Below are 20,257 nucleotides of genomic sequence, written 5' to 3'. Positions count from 1 at the left end.
ATCAACGAAAAAAGCGCTTCTTATAGTGTTCGTGCGTATAACGGGTGGTATGATCCGCAGCCATCTGTAACCTGAGGTGACACCCAATGCAAAAAGAAGATGGAAAACACACTGATCCTAAGTGTGATATTGGTTTTATTGGTTTAGGCGTAATGGGCGCCAACCTAACGCTTAACCTTGTTGATCATGGTTTTCGCGTAGCGTGCTTCGACCTGGATCAAACCAAAGTCGACGCCATCATTGCCAAAGACGAAGAAGAGCGTGGCGATTCGCCAGCCCGAGTTGAAGGGTGTAGCTCGTACACAGAATTACTCAGTAAGTTAAAGTCACCTCACATGGTAATTCTGTCTGTGCCTGCTGGTGAGCCAGTAGACCACGTTTGTTCGCACCTGATTGATGCGGGCATACAGGCCGATGACATTGTCGTCGATACGGGTAACAGTCTTTGGACTGATTCCGTAGAGCGGGAAGAGAAGTACAAAAGTAAATTCATCTTTTTCTCCACCGCTGTGTCAGGCGGTGAAGTCGGTGCCCGTTTCGGACCTTCACTTATGCCATCAGGCAATCCTTATGCCTGGACACGATTAGAACCCATCTTAAAAGCGATTTCAGCGAAGGTTGATGCACAAAGTGGTCTGCCTATCGAATCTTTCACGCCGGGTGAACCGGTAACAGAAGGCGAGCCGTGTGCCACGTATATTGGCCCAGTGGGTGCTGGTCACTATGTGAAAATGGTGCACAATGGTATCGAATACGCCGATATGCAGCTCATTTGTGAAACGTATCAGGTTATGCGTACCGCTTTGCATATGTCTGCAGCAGAAATTGCTGAAGTGTTCCGTCGCTGGAATAAAGGAAAACTTAACAGCTACCTGATTGAGATTAGCGCGGAAGTGCTTGAACAGCTCGACCCTGAAACGGGTGTACCGCTGGTGGATGTTATCCTCGACAAAGCGGGTCAAAAAGGCACCGGCCTATGGACTGCAGTCAGTGCGCTACAAGTAGGTAGCCCAGCGCAAACGATTACCTCAGCGGTATTTGCCCGCAGCCTTTCAAGTCTTAAAGATGAGCGTGTCGCTGCCAGTAAGGTATTGCGAGGCCCTGATGTGAAGCCGTTGTCTGATGAAGAGAAATTTGCAGCCATCGATAAGCTGGAATATGCGCTGTACTGTTCAAAAATCTGTGCATACGCTCAAGGCTTCCAGTTAATGGCCGTTGCCTCGAAAGAACATGGTTGGGAACTGGATTTTGGTGGTATTGCAAAAATCTGGCGTGCGGGTTGTATCATTCGCGCAGTATTCTTGCAGTCGATTGCCAAAGCATACGAAAACAACGAAGAACTGGCTAACTTGCTGCTTGACCCATTCTTTGCCGAGCAGATCACCGAATATCAATCTGATTGGCGTGAATCACTGGCGCAGGCTGCCTTGGCAGGTATTCCATGCCCGGCAATGATGTCAGCATTGAGTTATTACGATTCTTACCGCACCGCAGTGCTTCCTGCGAATCTGTTGCAAGGCCAACGCGACTATTTCGGCGCGCACACTTATCAACGTGTTGATAAGCCGGCTGGTAAGAAGTTCCACCTTGACTGGAGTGATCCAGCAAGGCCTCAGGTTGCTATCAAAAAATAGATTACCTAACCGGAGTGCATCATGACAGACAATACAGACTGGAAAAAAACGCTGACCGACGACGAGTACCATGTTACCCGTCAGGCGGGAACAGAGCGCCCGTTTACCGGTGTATTGCTGAATGAGAAACGCCCCGGTGAGTACTTGTGCAAGTGTTGTGGCGCAGTGCTATTTACTGCAGATGCAAAATTCGACTCACATTGTGGTTGGCCATCCTTCGACCGACAATCTGATGATGAGAACGTTGAGTATCATCAAGACAATAGTCACGGTATGCGCCGCACCGAAATTGTTTGTAAGTCGTGCAAAGCCCATTTGGGCCATGTATTTCCCGATGGCCCTACCGAAACCGGCCAGCGTTACTGCGTGAACTCGTTGTCTCTTTCGTTTAAAACTGAAAAGGATGAGTTGGTACGCGGCTAGCACACTTCACTTGTGGTCAAAAAATAAACACCGCTTATGTCATAAGCGGTGTTTTTGTTTATGGGATGTCCATAAATCTACAAAATACAGAAAATTACCATGAAAGTTGTTTTCAGAAATTTTGTAACTGCTAGAACAGCCATTTTCTTTATAAGTTGATCAATCAACGCTTTTCACGTTGTTTTCCTGTCCGTAATCCTACCGTTTTAAAACTGCTACCTAATTTGCTGGATGAAGATTCTTGCTGCCTGTTGGGAAGAATTCCATTTATTGTTGGAAACTTACTAAAGAAATCGACTAAAGGACAAAAAAATCTATATTTCTGAAATTTTTCAACAGTTTGGTTATCGGCATACCTTTCCATAGAATAGCTGTCGTTCATGCAGAGAACGAATTTAACACCTTGTGTACCCTACACCTTACACAGCCTGCATGAGCACTCTGGTTAAATTATATTGGCGAAGGCAAAGGCATGAATCAACAGTTTGAACAGGAATTGCAAAGCAGCTGGCAGGAGCGTCAGGAATACGCTGAAATGATGTTGCCACTGGTAGGTAAACTCTACAGAAACCATTCAGTGGAAGTATCAGTCTACGGTCGTTCATTACTGGGCGCGAGCGTGATTGATATCATTAAGGCTCACCGTAAGGTTCGTCTTCATGAAGGCATCAAGCTGCGTTTACGTGAGAGCTTTCCAATCCTAGAAGCCCTTACCACTATGTCTCTGGCGCCATCTCAAATTGACATTGGTAAGCTTGCATTCGATTTCAATTACGGCAGCGCGGTGGATCAAAAAGATCTCGACGCCTATCTGGCTGAAAAGTTGGGTGACGTGGTTAATAAAGACGACGAGCAAGTGCCACAAGATGTGGTGCTGTATGGCTTTGGACGTATCGGTCGTTTACTTGCCCGTTTGCTTATCGAAAGACAGGGTAAAGCGAACAAATTGCGTTTGCGCGCCATTGTTGTCCGTGGTGGTAAAGAGGGTGACCTTGAAAAGCGCGCCAGCTTACTGCGTCGTGACTCTGTGCATGGCCCATTCAATGGCAGCATTACTATTGACCACGAACGCCAGGCAATCAAAGCAAACGGCTCATTTATTCAAATTATTTACGCTAACAGCCCGGATGAAGTGGATTACACCAAATACGGTATCAACAATGCCATTGTTGTTGATAACACGGGTATGTGGCGTGACCGCGACGGTTTAGGTTTGCACCTGAAGTCGAAAGGTGCAGCCAAAGCACTACTGACGGCGCCGGGTAAAGGCGATATCAAGAACATCGTGCATGGCGTGAACCACGAAGATGTGTTGGCTTCAGATACCATTCTATCTGCTGCGAGTTGTACGACCAATGCGATTACGCCAGTACTGAAAGCACTGGACGAAGAATACGGTATTGAGTCAGGTCATGTGGAAACGGTACACAGTTTCACTAACGATCAAAACTTGATTGATAACTACCATAAAGCTGACCGTCGAGGCCGAGCTGCACCACTTAACATGGTTATCACCGAAACCGGTGCTGCAAAAGCCGTGGCGAAAGCCTATCCCAAGTTGGCTGGCAAACTCACAGGCAATGCGATTCGTGTACCTACCCCTAATGTGTCGATGGCGATTTTGAATCTGAATTTAAAAACGTCTACCGATAAGTTAGCCGTTAACGAATTTCTTCGCGACACCGCGCTGTTTTCTACCTTGCAACATCAAATTGATTACACCGCAAGTAAAGAAATCGTCTCTACCGATTTAGTCGGTTCACGGGCTGCCAGTGTGGTGGATTCGCAAGCGACCATCGTGGCTGAAAATCGTTTAACCCTGTACGTATGGTACGACAACGAATTTGGCTACAGCTGTCAGGTTCTACGCGTAGTACGTGACATGGCGGGGATCACTTTCCCAACGTTACCTGCATAAGTTGTAACGCAGGCGTTATTACCGGTGCTGCCATTTGGTTGCACCGGTTTTTTTATGCCTGGTGTACAAATGGCGAGGTACTCTTATTCCATGGTCTGACCAATGAACGAACTGCACAAAACTCAGACAGAATAGTCGTTGCAGGGATGTTAAACATGGTATTTACAAGGCTGTCTATGCTAAATTAAGCGGCAAAAATATAAGGGCACGACAGTACCATGCATATCTCCAGTCAATTCGACAGCGGCAACATTCGCGTAATCAAAGCCGACTCTCCAGACAACATCGTTCTGGGTATCAACAAAGACAATCAATCCGATTTCTACCAGTGGTTTCACTTCCGTTTGTTTGGTGACGTATTTGAAACACACAATATCACTATCTCTGAATTAGCGAAGTCTGCATATCCCGGTGGTTGGAAAGATTATGATGTACTGGCATCCTATGACCGTCAGACCTGGTTCCGGGTAAACAGTGAATTCGACGGCGATAACCTTACCTTCAGTTTCACTCCCGAACAGTCTTCCATTTATTTCGCTTATTTCATTCCCTACAGCTACGAACGCCACCTCGATCTCGTTGGCGATGCACAAATGTCGCTGCGCTGTGAGCACCGTTTCCTGGGCGAAACCCTCGACGGTCGTGATATGAACCTGTTGGTTATTGGTGAAGAAGAGCCCACGAAAAAGAAAATCTGGATCACGGCCCGCCAACATCCAGGAGAAACCATGGCAGAGTGGTGTGCTGAAGCCCTTATTTATCGCTTGCTTGATGAACAAGACGGGCTTGCCAGACAATTGCTCGATGAAGCCGTTTTCTATGTGGTGCCGAATATGAATCCGGATGGTTCTGCAAGAGGTCATCTGCGTACCAATGCGGTAGGAACAAACTTGAACCGCGAGTGGGCCACGCCGTCAGCGGAAAAGAGCCCGGAGGTATTGTACGTATTGAATACCATGGCTGAAACCGGTGTGGACATGTATCTGGATATCCACGGCGATGAGGCACTGCCTTACAACTTTGTTGCTGGTAGTGAGGGTATTCCATGTTACTCAGAGCGACTGGCGCACCTTGAAAACACATTCAAATCTGCATTGCTGTTGGCCACGCCTGAATTCCAGGACGAGTTTGGTTATGCCAAAGACGAACCTGGCCAAGCAAACCTCACTGTTGCGTCAAATGCGGTAGGCGAGAAATTCGACTGTCTGGCTTACACGCTCGAAATGCCTTTTAAAGATAATAAAAATTTACCGGACCCAGTTTATGGCTGGTCCGTGCAACGCTGTCGTCAACTCGGTGAAGATTTACTCGTTGCCGTACGTGCGGTAGTGTCACAACTGCGATAATAATAATCACGCAACATACATAACAACAATAGTATTGATAACAACAAAAGTATTGAGGGGAACTCGTCTTGGAAGGCTTGTATAATTTCTTAACGTCACTTGATGGCATGCTTGGGGGCGCTCCATGGTTCCCCTTCGTACTGCTTGGGGTTGGTCTATTTTTCACGGTTTATCTTAAATTTCCACAAATCCGTTTCTTTAAACATGCATGGCTGGTAGTAACCGGCAAGTATGACAAGGACGGCGAGGAAGGGGATACCACACACTTCCGTGCATTAACGACTGCACTGTCTGGTACTGTGGGCACAGGTAACATTTCCGGTGTGGCATTTGCCATATTCTTAGGTGGTCCTGCAGCACTGTTCTGGATGTGGGCAACCGCATTTTTGGGTATGACCACAAAATTTGTGGAAGTCACCCTGTCGCACAAATACCGTGTTAAAACGGAAGACGGCACCATGGCGGGTGGTCCTATGTATTACATGGACCGTCGTCTTAACATGAAATGGCTGGCAGTGGCGTTCGCTATCGCCACCGTAGTCAGTTCTTTCGGTACCGGTAACCTGCCGCAAAGTAATGGTATTGCGCAGAGTATTGAAGCGACATTCGGTTTTGACCCACTGGTAGTGGGTAGTGTACTGGGTATATTACTGGCCTTGGTTATTTTAGGTGGTATTCAGCGTATTGCTGCTTTTACCTCGAAAATTGTTCCTATTATGGCGGTTATTTATCTGATTGGTGCCCTTGCGGTTATTTTCGCGAATGCGGAGAACATTGGGCCATCTTTCGCTGCGGTTATTGGTGATGCATTTAGCGGTTCAGCAGCGGCGGGTGGTTTCCTTGGTGCATCATTAGCCTATGCATTTAACCGTGGTGTTAACCGAGGACTGTTTTCTAACGAGGCGGGTCAGGGCTCGGCGCCAATTGCGCACGCCGCGGCACGTACCAGCGAGCCGGCATCGGAAGGTATGGTGTCACTGCTGGAGCCTTTCATCGATACCATTCTGATTTGTACTGTCACCGGTCTGGTTATTTTGTCGTCTGGTGTGTGGAAAGAAAAACACCAGAATGTCTTCGATCGTTCAGACATGTACTTTGTTCAAGGTGTTTATGCAGACGACAATCCAGCTGACAAAGAAGCGCTGTACAAGTACCTCAATGACATTGAGGACAGTGGTGTTGAGAACTACACCGGTCCTATTTCGGTGGTTAACGGTACCGCGGTAAGTGAAGGCTTTACGCTGATTAACGCCCGTTCAATTGCCGAAGATGTGAATTACTCATTAGGTGATGAAGACGCCTACACAGGAACACTTCAAATTAAAGACGGCAAGCCAGTAAAAGCCAACCTTGAAGTGTCTGGTAAATCACTGGTGCACTCGGCGGCACTCACCACTATAGCCTTTACCCGTGGCTATTTCGGCAGCTTTGGTCAGTACATTGTGTCTATTGGCTTGATGTTGTTTGCCTTCTCTACGGCAATAGCCTGGTCGTACTACGGCGACCGTGCCATGACTTATCTGCTTGGGCCACGCTCTGTGATGCCATACCGAGTCATTTACGTGGCAGGCTTTGTGTGGGCATCGTTTTCAGATACCACACTGGTATGGGCATTATCGGCTGTAGCGATTGTTGTTATGACACTGCCTAACCTGTTTGGTATAGTAATGCTAAGCAAGGAAATGAAGCAGACGGTTGATGAATATTGGACGCGGGTCCGCGACGATAAGTAAAGTCAGCCAGATAACGAAAAAGGGCACGTTGGTGCCCTTTTTTGCACAATGCGTTTGTCATCGACGACTGAACAACATGACGAAGATGTAAGCAGCAAAATAAACGTACAGGAGCAATAATGGCATTAACAGATTGTCCAGCGTGTAATAAGAAGATTTCGGATAAATCCGACGTGTGCCCGCATTGCGGATTTCAGGTAGGCGATGCCTCTGCTGAAGATATTCTGAGAAAACAGAGTCTTCAGCGTTACAAAAAACAGCAGAGCATTCAAAATCAGTCACTACTGGCTGTATTGCTGTTTGTGGCTGGTTTCGGCTTTATGTATTGGGGCGGTACTCAGCCTGGTGATATGCAGCACAACCTTGCGATTACTGCCACAGTGTTAGGCTTTGTGTGGTATGTTATCAACCGTGTCAGATTAGTTATTGTGAAACGATTTAATTCATGAATATAGATGCATTACTCTCAGCCATGACACCAGAGGTGTACACGCGCCTCCGTCAGGCTGTCGAAACCGGGAAATGGCCTGATGGCACAGTGTTGTCAGAAGAACAACGCGAAAGTTGTATGCAGGCCGTATTGCTTTATCAATCAAAAATTGAAAAATCCTCTGAGCACATGACGGTGAATGAAGCCGGTGAAATTGTGCACAAAAGTAAAAGAGAGTTCCGTGAAGCACTTCAGGCGGAACAAGATGAAAACACCATAGCCCGGTTCAGTCAGGATGATATTTAGTCGACTATTTCCACCCGCGCACAGCAGTCCCAATCCAGAGAAACGTATACAGGCCATCGCCAAATTATCACCGGAAAAAGCGACAGAACGCGCCACCTTGCACGAGCTTGCGTTTAACGATGATGACTGTGATGTCAGCCTGGCGGCATTAGAGAAACTGGATTCTTTTCCGCTTTGGCTAAAAATGTCGCAGACGGCGAATGACGCCAAACTACGGCGTCGTGCTGTTAGTCGGGTGGAGGATGTCGTTGGCAACCCTACCAGTACCGAAATTTCAGCCGAGGAAAAAGCCGAGTACCTGATCAAGCAGGCACCGGTTGAACTTGTAAAAAAAGTGCTGGAATCCCAGCAGAATGCGCCACTCGGTGACGATCTCGTGTTGTCATTATTGGCAAAAATTGGGCGTAGTGATTTCACGCTACAATTTTACAGTCGTCATGCCTCTGCAGGTGTGCAACAGCAAATCATTACTGATGCAGCAGATATCCCATTTTTAAACAGGTTGCTGAAGAAAACCAATGATGCAGCGTTAAGTCAGCGCATTAATGACAAGCTTTCTTTGCTTACTGAAGCGGCAGAAAAGCCGAAACAGCTCGAACAGGCTTACACGCTGACATTATCCAAGCTGCAAGCCCTGACCGACCGACACGACTTCAATGATGTTGATGCACGTCTTTCTGCTTGTCGACAAGAATTGGCTGCGCAGGATGAACACCTTGATGTGCTTAATGAGGACGTACGTTCTACATTAATCGAAAAGCGGGAACGGCTAGAAGATAAAGTCAGTCGCCATCATCATAAATTGGAAGCTGTGTGGAAAGCAGAATCCGCTGCCCGTGAAGCCGAGGCGTCCCGTCAGGCATTCTTACAGCAGGTAGACGATGCGAAAGCAAAGGTGAAATGGTTGTATACCGAACGCCTGTGTGAAGCTACGCTACAGGATGTTGAGTCGGTGAATGGCCAGGTGCGCGACCTTGAAAACACCTTAACTCATTTTGCGAGTAATCCTGATACGCGGGAACATCGTCAACTGCAACAAACTATCTCTGATCTCATTACCCAGCTGGACATGTTTTCTGCCCAGCAGCAAATTGCCACACGTTTGCTGGATGTGCTTAAACGCGCAGAAGCACTTAGCACTGAAACCTCTGGGCCATTACCTGCTGATGAATGGCAGGGGTTGAAAAAGCAGTGGGCTGAATCAGACAATTTAGTGTATCCGGTCAGCGATAGCTGGCGTAAGCGGTGGGGGGCGGTATCGCGTAGCCAAAAGCAACACGAAACAGCAGCCCGCGCACAGGCCGAGCAAGGCTTAAAGCAGTGTCGTCGATTATTATCGCTAATCACAAATCTTGTCGATTCTGGGCGTTATCGTGCTGCCATGAGTCGTTTTAGTGAGCTGGAAACCGCTTACCAATCGTTAGACGAACGCGGGCAGGAACAACTTAGCCGACGCTTTAGTCAGGTTAGTGAACAAATTTCCCGTCTTGAAGGCTGGCAAAGTTATCTGGCCGCGCCACGTAAACCCGCCATGTTGGAACAGGCACAGCAGTTAGCAGCCAGTCCGACTGACGATATTCCAGCCCGTGCAGAAAATATCAGGCAGCTACGCCAACAGTGGCAATCGCTTTCTGTTGGACAGCCAAAAGATGAGCAGGACCAGGCTTTCGATAACGCACTTGAAGCCGCCTTTGCGCCGTGTCGTGAATTCTATGCAGAACAAGAGCGTCAACGGGCTGAAGCTGCTGAAGTCCGTGAAGCATTAATTCAGTCGCTTAGCGCGCTGTCTTCACAGGAAGATGACATTGCCGCTTTGTCCAGACAGCTTGAAAAACTGAAACAGCGCTGGCGTGATGCCGGTACGGTAGAAAAAGACAAATATAACCGCCTTAAAAAGCGTTGGGATACGGCACTTGCACCGATTAACGAACGTGTAACCGCTTGGTTTGCTGATAACCGCAGTAAAAAGCAGGCGGTGATAGACGAAGCCAAAGCCCTTGCTGAGAGTGATGATTTGCAACAAAGTGCAGCCAGAGCACAGGAATTGCAACAGCATTGGAAGACAATAGGGCATGCCGGCAAGCGTTATGAAACACGTTTATGGCAAGCGTTTAAAGAGGTAAACGACAAGCTCTTTAACGAGGTAAAATCGGTTCGACAAGCGCAGCAGAAGCAACAAAGTGATGAAGTTGAGCGTTTACTCGAGCAGATTAAAACCATAAGCCGCTCGGTGCACCAACAGCCTGAGGCCGTTGATGCCGCACTTGTGCCGCTCATTGACACCATGAAAACATTGGACAGCCGCAAGCAGGCTGTGATCCAGCAACGTATTGAAAAGCTCCGCCGTAGTGTGGACAGCCAGTTGCAAGAAAATGCGCTGGATGATCGACGGGGCGCAATAATTGCGCTGGTTGAAGTATTAGCGATCTGGTCTGATGGGTCTGTTAAACCACAGGATGCCGACAGTTGGGACGCGCTGCCTAAAACATGGCGGTTGGCGATTTCCGGTAACACGACAAAACCCGCAAATAGCCGTAGTTGGTATGCCCATGTTCTTGAAATTCAGCTAGACATCCCCGCCACTGCAGCATTGATGCAAGAGCGTCGTGACGTTCAGTTGTCATTAATGGCTGCCCGTTTGGAAAGGGGTGACGAAGATTCTTTCTCTGATTCTGTTGCTAATTGGTTAGCCTGTGGCGTACCGCAAGCTGATGAGTTGCAACGAATGGCGATTATCCTAAGTACGGTGCAGGAAAATGCAGTGGTACTGAAGGGAGTGCGTTAATGCTAGTGCAAGTAGAGTTTGCTTTTGAGACCGAGCCCAATGCTTACCGGTTTCTAAACACAGTAAAACACTTCGATGCGAAAGAGTTGGTGGTAAAACGTGGTCGAAGTGCGCAGCATGTGCTCATCAAATATCGCTACGCCGATGGCAGTTTTGATGACACTGCAGCAAAACTCGACGATATTGCCCGGGAAATGGGTGGCGAGGAGTGTCATTAATGGCGGATTTTCATTTACAGGCACTGAATGAAGCCGGCCAGGGTAACTGGCAGAAATCTCATGATATGGTAGAAAACTTTGATGATGCGTTTTCCTGCCTCATACATGGGTTTCTGCACCGTCAGGAAGGTGATATGCCTAACGCCCGTTACTGGTACAACAGAGCAGGGCAAAGCATGCCGAACAACTCGCTGGATGATGAGTTCGTGCGTATCTACGAATTAGTCAGTGCGGAAGATGGATTGTAAAAAAATAAAAAGCGACAGTGATTGTCGCTTTTTTCGTATACACAGCTTCGATTTATGAGGCTACTGTAATTCCTGACGGAAAATGACCACAGAATTAGCCAGAGAGACGTAAAACGCTCTTAAACGGAAAGCGTTGCCTGATAACCTGAATATTTTCTGATATTAATGACCCGATCTTCGTCGAGCATTAGATACTGCCCTTTGATACCAGTTAGTACACCGGTAAACGCGGGGGTTTTATCCAGGTTAATCGATTTAATTTTCACCGGGTAGGTGTCTACGGGATAGTTAATCTCCACAGCAGGCGTCGCCGCCTCGCTTACTGCATCCAGTCCATGTTGCTGGCGGATCTCATCAAGGCCCGCATCAATTTTTTCCAACAACGCCGTTTTCAATGCCTCAAGATCCTGCTGTTCCGGCGTACCTTTTAACATGGTTCGCCAGTTCGTTTTATCACCAATATGCTGTTTACACAGGGTTTCCACCAAGCCACTGGTAAGCCGGTCTTTCACTCTTAAGAACACCAGTGCTTGCGATGCGCCTTGATCCATCCAACGACTCGATATGGCATCGCTGACGTGGCGGGTAATACCCACTTTCAAATTGCCGGTGTTGGCCAAATACACAAAATGATCACTCAGGCAGTGGGTTTCGCCCCATTCCGGTTCACGGCAGGTACCTTCATGATAGTGGCAGAGTTCCGGTTTAATAATGCAACTGTCACACTGTGCAAGGGTGATTAAACAGCGGTAGCAGTAGCCCTGATTGAAACTCTTTTTGGTTTTCTTGTCGCAATGTACGCAACGAATTTCACCTGCTGACGTTAGCGTTATCTCGCTGCCAATCAGGCTGTTCATGTCAACGCGGTGGTCACCAATGGCCAGAGTGTATTGCACCTGGTGTTCGTCATTCACCGAGACTTTCATTTTGCTCAAAGAGCCAGTGTATTCTTGCATGCTTGCGTTTTCTTATCCGTCGCTGAGTTCGCCACGCAAATTCGTGGTGAGTTTTTGTTTAATTTCTTCATAACTGAAATTCTGGCTAAGCAGGTAATGCAGTTTGGCCAAAGCCGCTTCGGGCGTCATATCACTACCAGATAACACACCGACTTCTCTTAGGCTGTTACCTGTGGCGTAGCCGCCCATATTCACGCGGCCGCGCAAACATTGCGTGCAGTTGAGCACCACAATTTCCCGTTCGGCAGCGTATTGCAATTGCTGCAGTAACGCCGGTTGTTGCGGAGCATTACCCACGCCATAGCTAAGTAAAATTAAGGCGTTGACCGGCTGTTGCAGGGTGTTTTTAATCACTTCAGAGGCAATACCCGGATACAAGCTAACTAACCCGATGGGTTGCGATTTTACCTGACAGACTTTTAGTGGCTTGGTTGTGGGTTCCGCCAGTTTGCCTGCTTTAACCCGGATATTAATGCCAGCTTCAAGCAGAGGGGGGAAATTCGGCGAGTCGAAGGCATTAAACCCGTCTGCGTCTACCTTGCGGCTGCGGTTTCCTCGTAGCAGGCGGTTATTGAAGAACAGACCAACTTCGGCAATAGGATAATTTGCTGCAACGAAAAGCGCATTTAGCAGATTAACTTGGCCATCAGAACGCAGCTCGGCCAACGGAATTTGCGATCCCGTTACGATAACCGGTTTTGAGAGGTCTTCAAGCATAAAGCTAAGTGCCGAGGCGGTGTACGCCATGGTATCGGTGCCATGCAGAATGATGAAACCGTCATACTTATCGTAATTTGCGGCAATATCGTCGGCGATGCGTTGCCAGTCTGAAGGGTTCATGTCTGATGAATCAATCAGGTTGTCGTATTCATGAAGGGTGTACAAGGGCATTTCCGGGCGGTGAAATTCTGGCATGTTTTCCAGTGTTTTTCCTAAGAACCCTGAAGCCGGTACATAGCCCTGTTTAGAGGGTTTCATACCGATGGTGCCGCCGGTATAAGCGATATAAATGTGTTTTCTCATGACGTACTCCTGATAATCCGGCGTATTGTAACAGCCCTGTTAGGCAAGTCATCAACTTGCTGGCTACTCAGGCAGGGTTATTCTGGATCACATCTTTGTTCGATTTAATGCCAGCGAGGGCATTTGTTACTTGCCCAGCGCAAATAGTCCGGCATAATTAGGGCTCTTCGATCGGCTAAGCATAGAAATAAATGGCCAGATCAGCACCGATGGATATAAATAATAAATAAGCAGTACGGTTGTTACCATGCAAAGTAATACAGGAAGTTTAGTTTGTGTCGGCCCTGGTATGACGTTGGGTGCACACATGTCCGCCCGTTGTCGTAGTCATATCGAGCATGCCGATGTGGTGTTCACCAATTGCCATCCTATTATGGAGCGCTGGCTGGCAACCATGAATAAAGACACCCGCTCACTGCAGTCATTGTACGCAGATGGAAAAGACCGCAGAGTGACTTATCAGGAAATGGTTAAATTGATCATGACTGAAATTCGCAGCGGTAAGTCTGTGGTGGGGGCGTTTTACGGTCATCCAGGTGTGTTCGCTCAGGTACCTCATACCGCCATCGCGCAAGCTCGAAAGGAAGGGTTTTCTGCGCATATGGAGCCTGGCATTTCTGCAGAAGATTGTCTCTATGCTGATATGGGTATTGACCCGGGTGCATACGGCAGTCAGCACTTTGAGGCCAGTCAGTTAATGATGTTCGAGCGTGTTATCGATACATCAGCCTATCTGTTCTTATGGCAAATTGCGCTTGCCGGCGATTTAACCATTGCCGCAAAGACGTCGAGTGCAGCGCAGCGACAAGTGTTGGTGTCGATGTTAACTGAACATTACGGCTACCCCAACGATCACGCTGTGGCGCTCTATGAATGCCCTACCTTAATTACCGATAAAACGCGCATTGAATGGATACCCCTTAATTGTCTTCCAGAGGCAAACCTTACTTTGGTGACCACCTTGGTGGTGCCGCCATGTAAGAAGCTCACTAAAAACACCGCCATTCTGGATAAATTACATCAATTACAACAGCAACAAGGAAGCACACATGACAAAAGCAATTGAAATTCTGGCATCATTGGCAAACGACACAACGCGTTCCGTTGACGACCTTAGTGTAGAAGAACTAAACAGCATTGCCGCACTAAAAGCAGAAGCCGCAGAAATAAAGCCAATTATGACAATAACAGAGCCAAACGAGCCCACTGAGCCAACGCCGGACCCTGAACCGGAAAAGAACCCCAAGGTTGCCTGATCCCAATGAAATACTGGTTAGTTGTTTTTCTTATCTTCACGTCGACAGCATGTTTTGCTGTCGACGACCATGAAAGATTAAGGCATATAGAGTCTTTGGCATTGTCTGATTGGGACACTGCCAAAGTACTGCTTGCTGATCTCGATGAAAAGCAACTATCAGGTTCAGATAGAGATTTTTACGATTATTTATCTATCTATTTCACCACCAAAGACATTCCGTTTGAAACCTTGTCTGAGAACTACAAGAGACTCTACGACAAGCTGCCTCCCGGCGAAGCTCGGATTAAATTAGCTAAATCGTTGCTTAGTTTGTCGGCGCATTTGAGTGAATGGGATTACGCATTTGCACTTTCTAAAGATGTAGAACAACAATTAGAAACTATCGATGATCCCAATCTTCTGGCTGCTGGTTGGAAGGGAATGCTTGTATTTTATAATACGGCAGGTCTACGTCAACAGGGAGAATCCATGGTTAAGAAGATTCTCAACAGTACTGTTGCCGACAGCAAGCTACGATGTTTCGCGAGGACAATGCGTGCCGAAATGAACCTAGAGGTAAATAAGGCAACCGAGTTGCAGTTCAACGATGCCATCGATAACTGTAAGCGTGCCGGCGAAACTTTTTTTATTGCATTTAACTTTGTTCACTTGCTCGACTTCTATGTAACGACGGCCGAATACAATAAAGCCAGGATCATTGAAAGAGAAGCCCAGTGGCGAGTGGATGAACTCAAATTTGCGCCTCTATCTGGCAGCTTTTTACTGTCACAAGCGGAAATGCGTCTCGGCGAAAATCGAATTGATGAAGCCGAAGCCTTGGCGATTCAATCCATAAACAGTAACTCGCAAGGTGAGTACAAACAGGGTGTAAAAGGCGCCTATCGGATTTTGATAGACATCTATCAGGGCAGGAAGGATTACGAAAAAGCCTACCAATATTTACTATTAAAACAAGAGATTGAAGCACTGCTTACGTCGGAGCAAAGTATTCGGGAACTGGCATATCAAAAAGCTACCTTCGATGTGAAAGCCAAAGAAAATGAAATTCTCTTGCTGGACAAGCAAAATAAACTGCTTCAGGCAGAAGCGCTTTATTCTGGCCAGAAAATGAAAACCACCATGCTGGCGTTAGCAATGGTATCTGTTGTCGGGGTGGCGCTGTTATTCTGGAGTTATCGTAGTAGAAAGTTAACCCGCAAACTGCGTTACCTTGCCACCCGAGACAGCCTCACCGGTTTATATAATCGTGGCTTCTTTAGTGAAAAAGCCGTTACGCTACTTACACAGGCGCAGAAATCGGGTCAGCCAGTTTCTATGTTACTGCTCGATCTTGATTTGTTTAAGAGTGTGAATGACACCTACGGTCATCAAGTGGGCGACTGGGTACTACGTGAAGTTGCTGCTTCACTGTTACGGGTGTGTCCTAAGGAAGGTATTGTTACCCGAATGGGCGGCGAAGAATTTGGCTTAATCGTAACGGGGCTCTCTGCTAAAGACAGTTTTCAGTTAGCTGAGCGATGCCGACAAGACATTGAAAAAATCGACTCGAGCATTTCAGGACACAAATTCAAAGTGTCTGCGAGCTTCGGTGTTAGTACAAGCTCGCAAGTAGGATACAGTTTGGACAATTTGTTTTCTGCTTCAGATTTGGCGTTGTATCAATCGAAGCGATTTGGCCGAAATCAAGTTTACGAATACAACAGTAACCTAACGCAGTTTGGTTAACACCGAATAATCCTAACCAATAAAAAAGAAACCCGGCAGATGCCGGGTTTTGTGTTCGTAGCAGGCAATAAATTACTTAACTTCTTTACCGGCAGCTTGTTGGTCTGCGTGGTAGCTCGAACGCACCATAGGGCCGCAGGCAGCGTGAACGAAACCAATGTCTTTAGCGTAATCGCCCAGCGCATCAAATTCGTTAGGGTGCACATAACGTTTTACGGGGTAGTGGTGACGTGACGGTTGCAGGTATTGCCCTAATGTCAGCATGTCTACATCGTGGGCACGCAAGTCCCGTAGCACGCCTTCAATTTCTTTGTTTTCTTCGCCCATGCCCATCATCAAGCCGGACTTCGTTTTCACATCAGGGTGTTGCGCTTTGAATTTCTTCAGCAAGTCCAACGACCATTGATAGTTTGCGCCGGGGCGACATTCACGATACAAGCGTGGAATGGTTTCCAGGTTGTGGTTGAATACGTCTGGTACGCCATTTTTAAAGATTTCCAGTGCGCGGTCCATACGACCACGGAAATCCGGCACCAGCACCTCAATGGTTGTGGCAGGGCTGTGTTCACGAATAGCGTTAATGCAGTCGACAAAGTGCTGCGCACCGCCATCACGAAGATCATCACGGTCTACCGACGTAATTACCACGTATTTCAGTTTCATTTCAGCAATGGTTTTCGCCAGCTTTTCTGGTTCTTCAGCGCTAGGCGGAAGGGGTTTACCGTGGGCCACATCACAGAACGGACAACGACGGGTACAGATATCACCAAGGATCATAAAGGTTGCCGTGCCGTGATTAAAACACTCAGCCAGGTTGGGGCAGGAGGCTTCTTCACACACAGAGTGTAGTTTGTTTTTACGCAGTGTCTGTTTAATCTCGTCGATGCGATCTGTTGTACGTGGCAGTTTAATCTTGATCCACGACGGCTTACGCAACATTTCTTCCTTTTCAGTAGGAATAATGGTGATAGGAATGTGTTTTACTTTCTCATCATCGCGGAGCTTAACTCCGGCTTTAGGACGTGCGTTACTCATCAAAACCTTCTTTATTTATGACCTCGCTGATATTCAATATATTCAGCAGGTGTTGCGTCAGGGCAGGGCCGGCATCACTGAGTGATTGGGGGCCTGACAGACGCGCAGTATCAATCATTTCCATACCGGCATAACCGCAAGGATTAATTCGATCGAACGGCGCTAAGTCCATATTAACATTGAGCGCCAGTCCATGAAACGAGCAGCCTTTACGAATTCGCAATCCTAACGAACAAACTTTTCGTTCATCAACGTAAACGCCGGGGGCGTCTTTTTTGGCATATGCAGTAATATTGAAGTCGGCCAATAAGGCAATAACCGCATTTTCCATCGCTGTGACCAGTTCGCGTACGCCCAATTTGCGACGTTTTATGTTCAACATCAGGTACATAACTTGCTGGCCTGGGCCATGGTACGTAACCTGACCGCCGCGGTCCACATTAACAACCGGAATGTCACCGGGCATCAAAATATGCTCAGCCTTTCCTGCCTGCCCCTGAGTGAATACAGCATCATGCTCAACCAGCCAAATTTCATCGGTGTCTTCACTGCCTCTTTCATCAGTGAAGCGCTGCATATCGTGCCAGATGGGCTCGTATGGACGTCGGTGTAGTTGGCGAACAATCACCGGATAGGATGGTGCTGTCACTTACAGAACAACCCGTACCAGTTCAACTTTCGCCAATTCAGTGTAAATGGTTTCCATATGCTCTTTACTGGTTACCTTTACACTCACCGACACCGAGTGATAATTACCTTTGGCACTGGGTTTTACTGTCGGTGAATAGTCACCAGGCGCATGGGTTTGCAAACAGCTTACTACCATTTGCGGTAAATCTTCGTGGGCAACGCCCATCACTTTAAAAGTCTGGAAACAGGGAAAGTCCAGCAATTCATCGAAACGGGTATCCATTACGACTTCCTTACATCTTCAAATAAACAAAACGGCCAGATTATAACAATCTGGCCGCTTATGAACTAGCACAACCTGTTGGTGGTTATTCTTCACCCCAACCAAGCTGCAGCATCAGGTAATCATAAGCACGGTCGAAGAAGCCACCTTCGTTAACTTCTTGCAGGGCTACAAGCGGGTACTCCGCCACATCTTCGCCATCGAGTTGCAAATAGAGCTTACCTACAACCTGACCTTTCGCGAGCGGTGCTTCGAGTTTCTTATCGAGTTCGAAGTTTGCTTGTAAATTCGACGCCTGACCTTTAGGAATGGTAATGGGGGTAGATTGGTTAATTCCAAGGTCTACCGTTTCACGGTCACCCATATAAATGCGGTGCGATACAAAGCTATCACCGGCTTTATAAGGCGTTACCGTTTCATAGAAGTCAAAACCGTAGCGCAGCAGTTTGCGGTTTTCTTCGTTACGGGCAGAAATGCTTTCTGTTCCCATGACAACTGAGATAATGCGACGGCCATTTTGCTTTGGATCAACCGCAGAAGTGATGAGGCTGTATCCCGCATCTGAAGTATGGCCGGTTTTAATGCCATCTACGTCCAGGTTGCGGTCCCACAATAAGCTGTTACGGTTATGCTGCTTAATGCCGTTATAGCTAAATTCTTTTTCACTGTAGATGTCGTAGATTTCAGGTGTTTCTGAAACCAGTGCCTGAGATAGCAGCATCATATCGCGGGCAGTAACATAGTGCTCAGGGTCGTGCAGACCGTGGCTGTTTACAAAGTGCGAATGCGTCATACCCAAAGATTGCGCGTATGCGTTCATCATGCTGGCAAACGCGCTTTCTGAACCGGCGACATGTTCTGCCATGGCCACACAAGCGTCGTTACCTGACTGAATGATAATACCGCGAATCAAATCAGAAGCTTTTACTTCAGTGCCTACTTCGATGAACATTTTGGAAGAATCCGGGAAATTCTTTGCCCATGCATTTTTAGAAATTGGCACCATGTCGTCCATGCTGATATTTCCGGCTTCCAGTGCTTTACCAATGACGTAGGTGGTCATCATTTTGGTTAGACTGGCAGGGTAGAGTTGCTCGTCAGCATTCTCTTCGGCAATCACATAGCCCGTTTCGTTGTCCATCATGATAAACGCTTTCGCGTTCACTTTTGGTGGCGGTGGAATGACAACCTTTGCCTGAACTTTGGCAACAAAGGTCATGAGCAACATGAGGATCATGGCGGTCATGAAAGTCGGTTTAGCGCGGTTTATAGTTTTATGCATGGGAATTTCAATTACCGTTTTTATATTTAAGACAATCTTGAGAATTTTAACGTAAGCGTTCCGCTTGGACTAGGTTTTACCCAAAAAGTTTACCGAAATACAGCGCTCGTCGATGGATTCCACAGGAATAACACTGAATTGCCAGATGAGCGCCACATTTGCTGAATACTCACAACGCCGCGCCCACTGAATAGGCACCCGGATAACCATTTTGTTTTAGGTCATCGAGCAGCATGCGGGCCTGGAAACGGTCAGCTAATGGACCAAGTCGAAGCTTATACACGTTATCAACAAGGGGAATTTCAGCAGGCACCTGATAAAGCTGAGATAAGACCGTAGACACACTTTTTGCTCGCTCTGCGTCGCTCACCGCGGCCACCTGAATATACCAACCTTCTGGTTCTGTGGTTTCTTCAGGCTCTGGCTCAACGGGCAGGGGAACAATGCCGGCATACTCCTGGTAAGAAACCGTTGGTTGGTTGCCTACCGTGACCTGATTATTCTTATCAAAATGGATGACTTCCAGTTTCACTTGCGCCGTACCATGCTTTTGATAATCGAGCTTTTTCGCGGCGGCGTATGATAAATCAATAATACGGTCGGAGTGGAATGGGCCCCGGTCGTTCACCCGCACAATAGCGGTTTTACCGTTACTCAGGTTGGTGACCTTCACATAAGACGGCAGCGGCAATGTTTTGTGCGCCGCCGTCATAGAAAACATATTGTAAGTTTCGCCGTTGGATGTGAGGTGGCCATGAAATTTCTGGCCATACCAGGACGCTTGCCCGGTTTCGACAAACCCTTTACCGGTTAACAGCGGGAAATAACGCTTACCCAGTACCTCATAAGGACGGGAATTCCACTCGCGATAAGGCTCATACTGAGGATCAGCATCGATGTAGTCCGGTTCGTCGTAAACAAACGTGGGAGCCGAATCGCTGTGCTGAGCATAACGACCGGATGACTGGCAGCCCGTTACGAGTACTGCCAGAATAAGCAATAACCAATTTTTAGCGCACATAGT

General features: G+C 47.5%; 20 protein-coding genes. 13 read left to right on the top strand and 7 right to left on the bottom strand.

Annotated elements, in window-relative coordinates; all coding sequences use genetic code 11:
* Positions 1–86: 86 nt before the first annotated feature.
* The 10 genes from gndA (at position 87) to BFC18_RS05485 (ending at position 11,041) form a co-directional block, all read left to right on the top strand.
* Positions 87–1,634: an NADP-dependent phosphogluconate dehydrogenase gene (gndA, locus tag BFC18_RS05530; RefSeq protein ID WP_070124225.1), complete on the top strand. Its 1,548-nt coding sequence runs from the start codon at positions 87–89 to the stop codon at positions 1,632–1,634.
* A gap of 21 nt (positions 1,635–1,655) precedes the next feature.
* Positions 1,656–2,057 (top strand): peptide-methionine (R)-S-oxide reductase MsrB, encoded by a 402-nt coding sequence (msrB, locus tag BFC18_RS05525; protein WP_070124223.1) that lies wholly within the window; start codon positions 1,656–1,658, stop codon positions 2,055–2,057.
* Between the two features lie 472 nt (positions 2,058–2,529).
* Positions 2,530–3,975, top strand: coding sequence for a glyceraldehyde-3-phosphate dehydrogenase (locus BFC18_RS05520; RefSeq protein WP_070124221.1), 1,446 nt, complete (start codon positions 2,530–2,532; stop codon positions 3,973–3,975).
* A 218-nt stretch (positions 3,976–4,193) separates the two neighbouring features.
* On the top strand, positions 4,194–5,321 hold the full coding sequence (locus tag BFC18_RS05515) for a M14 family metallopeptidase (RefSeq protein WP_070124219.1): 1,128 nt from the start codon (positions 4,194–4,196) through the stop codon (positions 5,319–5,321).
* Positions 5,322–5,389: 68 nt separating this feature from the next.
* Positions 5,390–7,054, top strand: a complete 1,665-nt coding sequence (locus tag BFC18_RS05510; RefSeq protein WP_070124217.1) for an alanine/glycine:cation symporter family protein — start codon at positions 5,390–5,392, stop codon at positions 7,052–7,054.
* A 119-nt stretch (positions 7,055–7,173) separates the two neighbouring features.
* Complete coding sequence (locus tag BFC18_RS05505) at positions 7,174–7,503, top strand: zinc ribbon domain-containing protein (protein ID WP_070124215.1); 330 nt, start codon at positions 7,174–7,176, stop codon at positions 7,501–7,503.
* Entirely contained in the window at positions 7,500–7,790 is a 291-nt protein-coding gene (locus tag BFC18_RS05500) for a YeaC family protein (protein WP_070124213.1), read from the top strand. Before BFC18_RS05505 ends, BFC18_RS05500 begins: the two co-directional genes overlap by 4 nt.
* Positions 7,780–10,575 carry a DUF349 domain-containing protein gene (locus BFC18_RS05495; RefSeq protein WP_070124211.1) on the top strand — a complete coding sequence of 932 codons (2,796 nt, stop codon included), beginning with the start codon at positions 7,780–7,782 and terminating at the stop codon, positions 10,573–10,575. The genes BFC18_RS05500 and BFC18_RS05495 overlap by 11 nt, the downstream gene beginning before the upstream one ends.
* Complete coding sequence (locus tag BFC18_RS05490) at positions 10,575–10,793, top strand: hypothetical protein (protein ID WP_070124209.1); 219 nt, start codon at positions 10,575–10,577, stop codon at positions 10,791–10,793. The genes BFC18_RS05495 and BFC18_RS05490 overlap by 1 nt, the downstream gene beginning before the upstream one ends.
* Positions 10,793–11,041, top strand: a complete 249-nt coding sequence (locus BFC18_RS05485; protein ID WP_070124207.1) for a hypothetical protein — start codon at positions 10,793–10,795, stop codon at positions 11,039–11,041. The genes BFC18_RS05490 and BFC18_RS05485 overlap by 1 nt, the downstream gene beginning before the upstream one ends.
* A gap of 119 nt (positions 11,042–11,160) precedes the next feature.
* On the opposite strand, the gene BFC18_RS05480 is transcribed toward BFC18_RS05485, so the two are convergent.
* The gene (locus BFC18_RS05480; RefSeq protein WP_070124205.1) at positions 11,161–11,997 is read right to left on the bottom strand and encodes a DUF2797 domain-containing protein; all 837 of its coding nucleotides are present in this window, start codon (positions 11,995–11,997) and stop codon (positions 11,161–11,163) included.
* A gap of 12 nt (positions 11,998–12,009) precedes the next feature.
* A complete protein-coding gene (gene ansA / locus BFC18_RS05475) occupies positions 12,010–13,020 on the bottom strand; it encodes an asparaginase (RefSeq protein WP_070124203.1) in 1,011 nt (336 codons plus the stop codon).
* Positions 13,021–13,267: 247 nt separating this feature from the next.
* Between ansA and BFC18_RS05470 the strand changes: the two genes are divergently transcribed.
* Genes BFC18_RS05470 through BFC18_RS05460 form a run of 3 tightly spaced genes read left to right on the top strand, consistent with a single transcriptional unit; the run spans position 13,268 to position 16,003 of the window.
* Positions 13,268–14,086, top strand: a complete 819-nt coding sequence (locus BFC18_RS05470; RefSeq protein WP_083272932.1) for an SAM-dependent methyltransferase — start codon at positions 13,268–13,270, stop codon at positions 14,084–14,086.
* Entirely contained in the window at positions 14,070–14,276 is a 207-nt protein-coding gene (locus BFC18_RS05465) for a hypothetical protein (RefSeq protein WP_070124199.1), read from the top strand. The genes BFC18_RS05470 and BFC18_RS05465 overlap by 17 nt, the downstream gene beginning before the upstream one ends.
* A 5-nt stretch (positions 14,277–14,281) precedes the next feature.
* Positions 14,282–16,003 carry a GGDEF domain-containing protein gene (locus tag BFC18_RS05460; RefSeq protein WP_083272931.1) on the top strand — a complete coding sequence of 574 codons (1,722 nt, stop codon included), beginning with the start codon at positions 14,282–14,284 and terminating at the stop codon, positions 16,001–16,003.
* Between the two features lie 72 nt (positions 16,004–16,075).
* On the opposite strand, the gene lipA is transcribed toward BFC18_RS05460, so the two are convergent.
* The 5 genes from lipA to BFC18_RS05435 all read right to left on the bottom strand — a co-directional run bounded on the left by lipA (position 16,076) and on the right by BFC18_RS05435 (position 20,254).
* On the bottom strand, positions 16,076–17,038 hold the full coding sequence (lipA, locus tag BFC18_RS05455; RefSeq protein WP_070124195.1) for a lipoyl synthase: 963 nt from the start codon (positions 17,036–17,038) through the stop codon (positions 16,076–16,078).
* Positions 17,031–17,615, bottom strand: a complete 585-nt coding sequence (gene lipB, locus BFC18_RS05450; protein WP_245680346.1) for a lipoyl(octanoyl) transferase LipB — start codon at positions 17,613–17,615, stop codon at positions 17,031–17,033. Before lipB ends, lipA begins: the two co-directional genes overlap by 8 nt.
* 72 nt (positions 17,616–17,687) lie before the next feature.
* The gene (gene ybeD, locus BFC18_RS05445) at positions 17,688–17,951 is read right to left on the bottom strand and encodes a DUF493 family protein YbeD (protein WP_070124191.1); all 264 of its coding nucleotides are present in this window, start codon (positions 17,949–17,951) and stop codon (positions 17,688–17,690) included.
* An 85-nt stretch (positions 17,952–18,036) separates the two neighbouring features.
* The gene (locus tag BFC18_RS05440) at positions 18,037–19,233 is read right to left on the bottom strand and encodes a serine hydrolase (protein WP_083272930.1); all 1,197 of its coding nucleotides are present in this window, start codon (positions 19,231–19,233) and stop codon (positions 18,037–18,039) included.
* A 169-nt stretch (positions 19,234–19,402) separates the two neighbouring features.
* Complete coding sequence (locus tag BFC18_RS05435; protein WP_070124189.1) at positions 19,403–20,254, bottom strand: septal ring lytic transglycosylase RlpA family protein; 852 nt, start codon at positions 20,252–20,254, stop codon at positions 19,403–19,405.
* Positions 20,255–20,257 lie beyond the last annotated feature (3 nt).

Origin of the sequence: Alteromonas confluentis (assembly GCF_001757105.1) — a bacterium.
Taxonomy (GTDB): Bacteria; Pseudomonadota; Gammaproteobacteria; order Enterobacterales; family Alteromonadaceae; genus Alteromonas; species Alteromonas confluentis.
The sequence above is the reverse complement of the archived record's forward strand: the minus strand, read 5'-3'. Positions and strand labels throughout refer to the sequence as shown.

Excerpts from the sequence above, each read along its gene's own strand:
- lipB (WP_245680346.1), bottom strand. The coding sequence starts at position 17,615 with ATGCAGCGCTTCACTGATGAAAGAGGCAGTGAAGACACCGATGAAATT.
- BFC18_RS05485 (WP_070124207.1), top strand. The coding sequence starts at position 10,793 with ATGGCGGATTTTCATTTACAGGCACTGAATGAAGCCGGCCAGGGTAAC.
- BFC18_RS05435 (WP_070124189.1), bottom strand. The coding sequence starts at position 20,254 with ATGTGCGCTAAAAATTGGTTATTGCTTATTCTGGCAGTACTCGTAACG.
- ansA (WP_070124203.1), bottom strand. The coding sequence starts at position 13,020 with ATGAGAAAACACATTTATATCGCTTATACCGGCGGCACCATCGGTATG.
- msrB (WP_070124223.1), top strand. The coding sequence starts at position 1,656 with ATGACAGACAATACAGACTGGAAAAAAACGCTGACCGACGACGAGTAC.
- ybeD (WP_070124191.1), bottom strand. The coding sequence starts at position 17,951 with ATGGATACCCGTTTCGATGAATTGCTGGACTTTCCCTGTTTCCAGACT.
- lipA (WP_070124195.1), bottom strand. The coding sequence starts at position 17,038 with ATGAGTAACGCACGTCCTAAAGCCGGAGTTAAGCTCCGCGATGATGAG.
- BFC18_RS05465 (WP_070124199.1), top strand. The coding sequence starts at position 14,070 with ATGACAAAAGCAATTGAAATTCTGGCATCATTGGCAAACGACACAACG.
- BFC18_RS05520 (WP_070124221.1), top strand. The coding sequence starts at position 2,530 with ATGAATCAACAGTTTGAACAGGAATTGCAAAGCAGCTGGCAGGAGCGT.
- BFC18_RS05460 (WP_083272931.1), top strand. The coding sequence starts at position 14,282 with ATGAAATACTGGTTAGTTGTTTTTCTTATCTTCACGTCGACAGCATGT.
- gndA (WP_070124225.1), top strand. The coding sequence starts at position 87 with ATGCAAAAAGAAGATGGAAAACACACTGATCCTAAGTGTGATATTGGT.
- BFC18_RS05470 (WP_083272932.1), top strand. The coding sequence starts at position 13,268 with ATGCAAAGTAATACAGGAAGTTTAGTTTGTGTCGGCCCTGGTATGACG.
- BFC18_RS05440 (WP_083272930.1), bottom strand. The coding sequence starts at position 19,233 with ATGCATAAAACTATAAACCGCGCTAAACCGACTTTCATGACCGCCATG.
- BFC18_RS05490 (WP_070124209.1), top strand. The coding sequence starts at position 10,575 with ATGCTAGTGCAAGTAGAGTTTGCTTTTGAGACCGAGCCCAATGCTTAC.
- BFC18_RS05500 (WP_070124213.1), top strand. The coding sequence starts at position 7,500 with ATGAATATAGATGCATTACTCTCAGCCATGACACCAGAGGTGTACACG.
- BFC18_RS05480 (WP_070124205.1), bottom strand. The coding sequence starts at position 11,997 with ATGCAAGAATACACTGGCTCTTTGAGCAAAATGAAAGTCTCGGTGAAT.
- BFC18_RS05515 (WP_070124219.1), top strand. The coding sequence starts at position 4,194 with ATGCATATCTCCAGTCAATTCGACAGCGGCAACATTCGCGTAATCAAA.
- BFC18_RS05495 (WP_070124211.1), top strand. The coding sequence starts at position 7,780 with ATGATATTTAGTCGACTATTTCCACCCGCGCACAGCAGTCCCAATCCA.
- BFC18_RS05505 (WP_070124215.1), top strand. The coding sequence starts at position 7,174 with ATGGCATTAACAGATTGTCCAGCGTGTAATAAGAAGATTTCGGATAAA.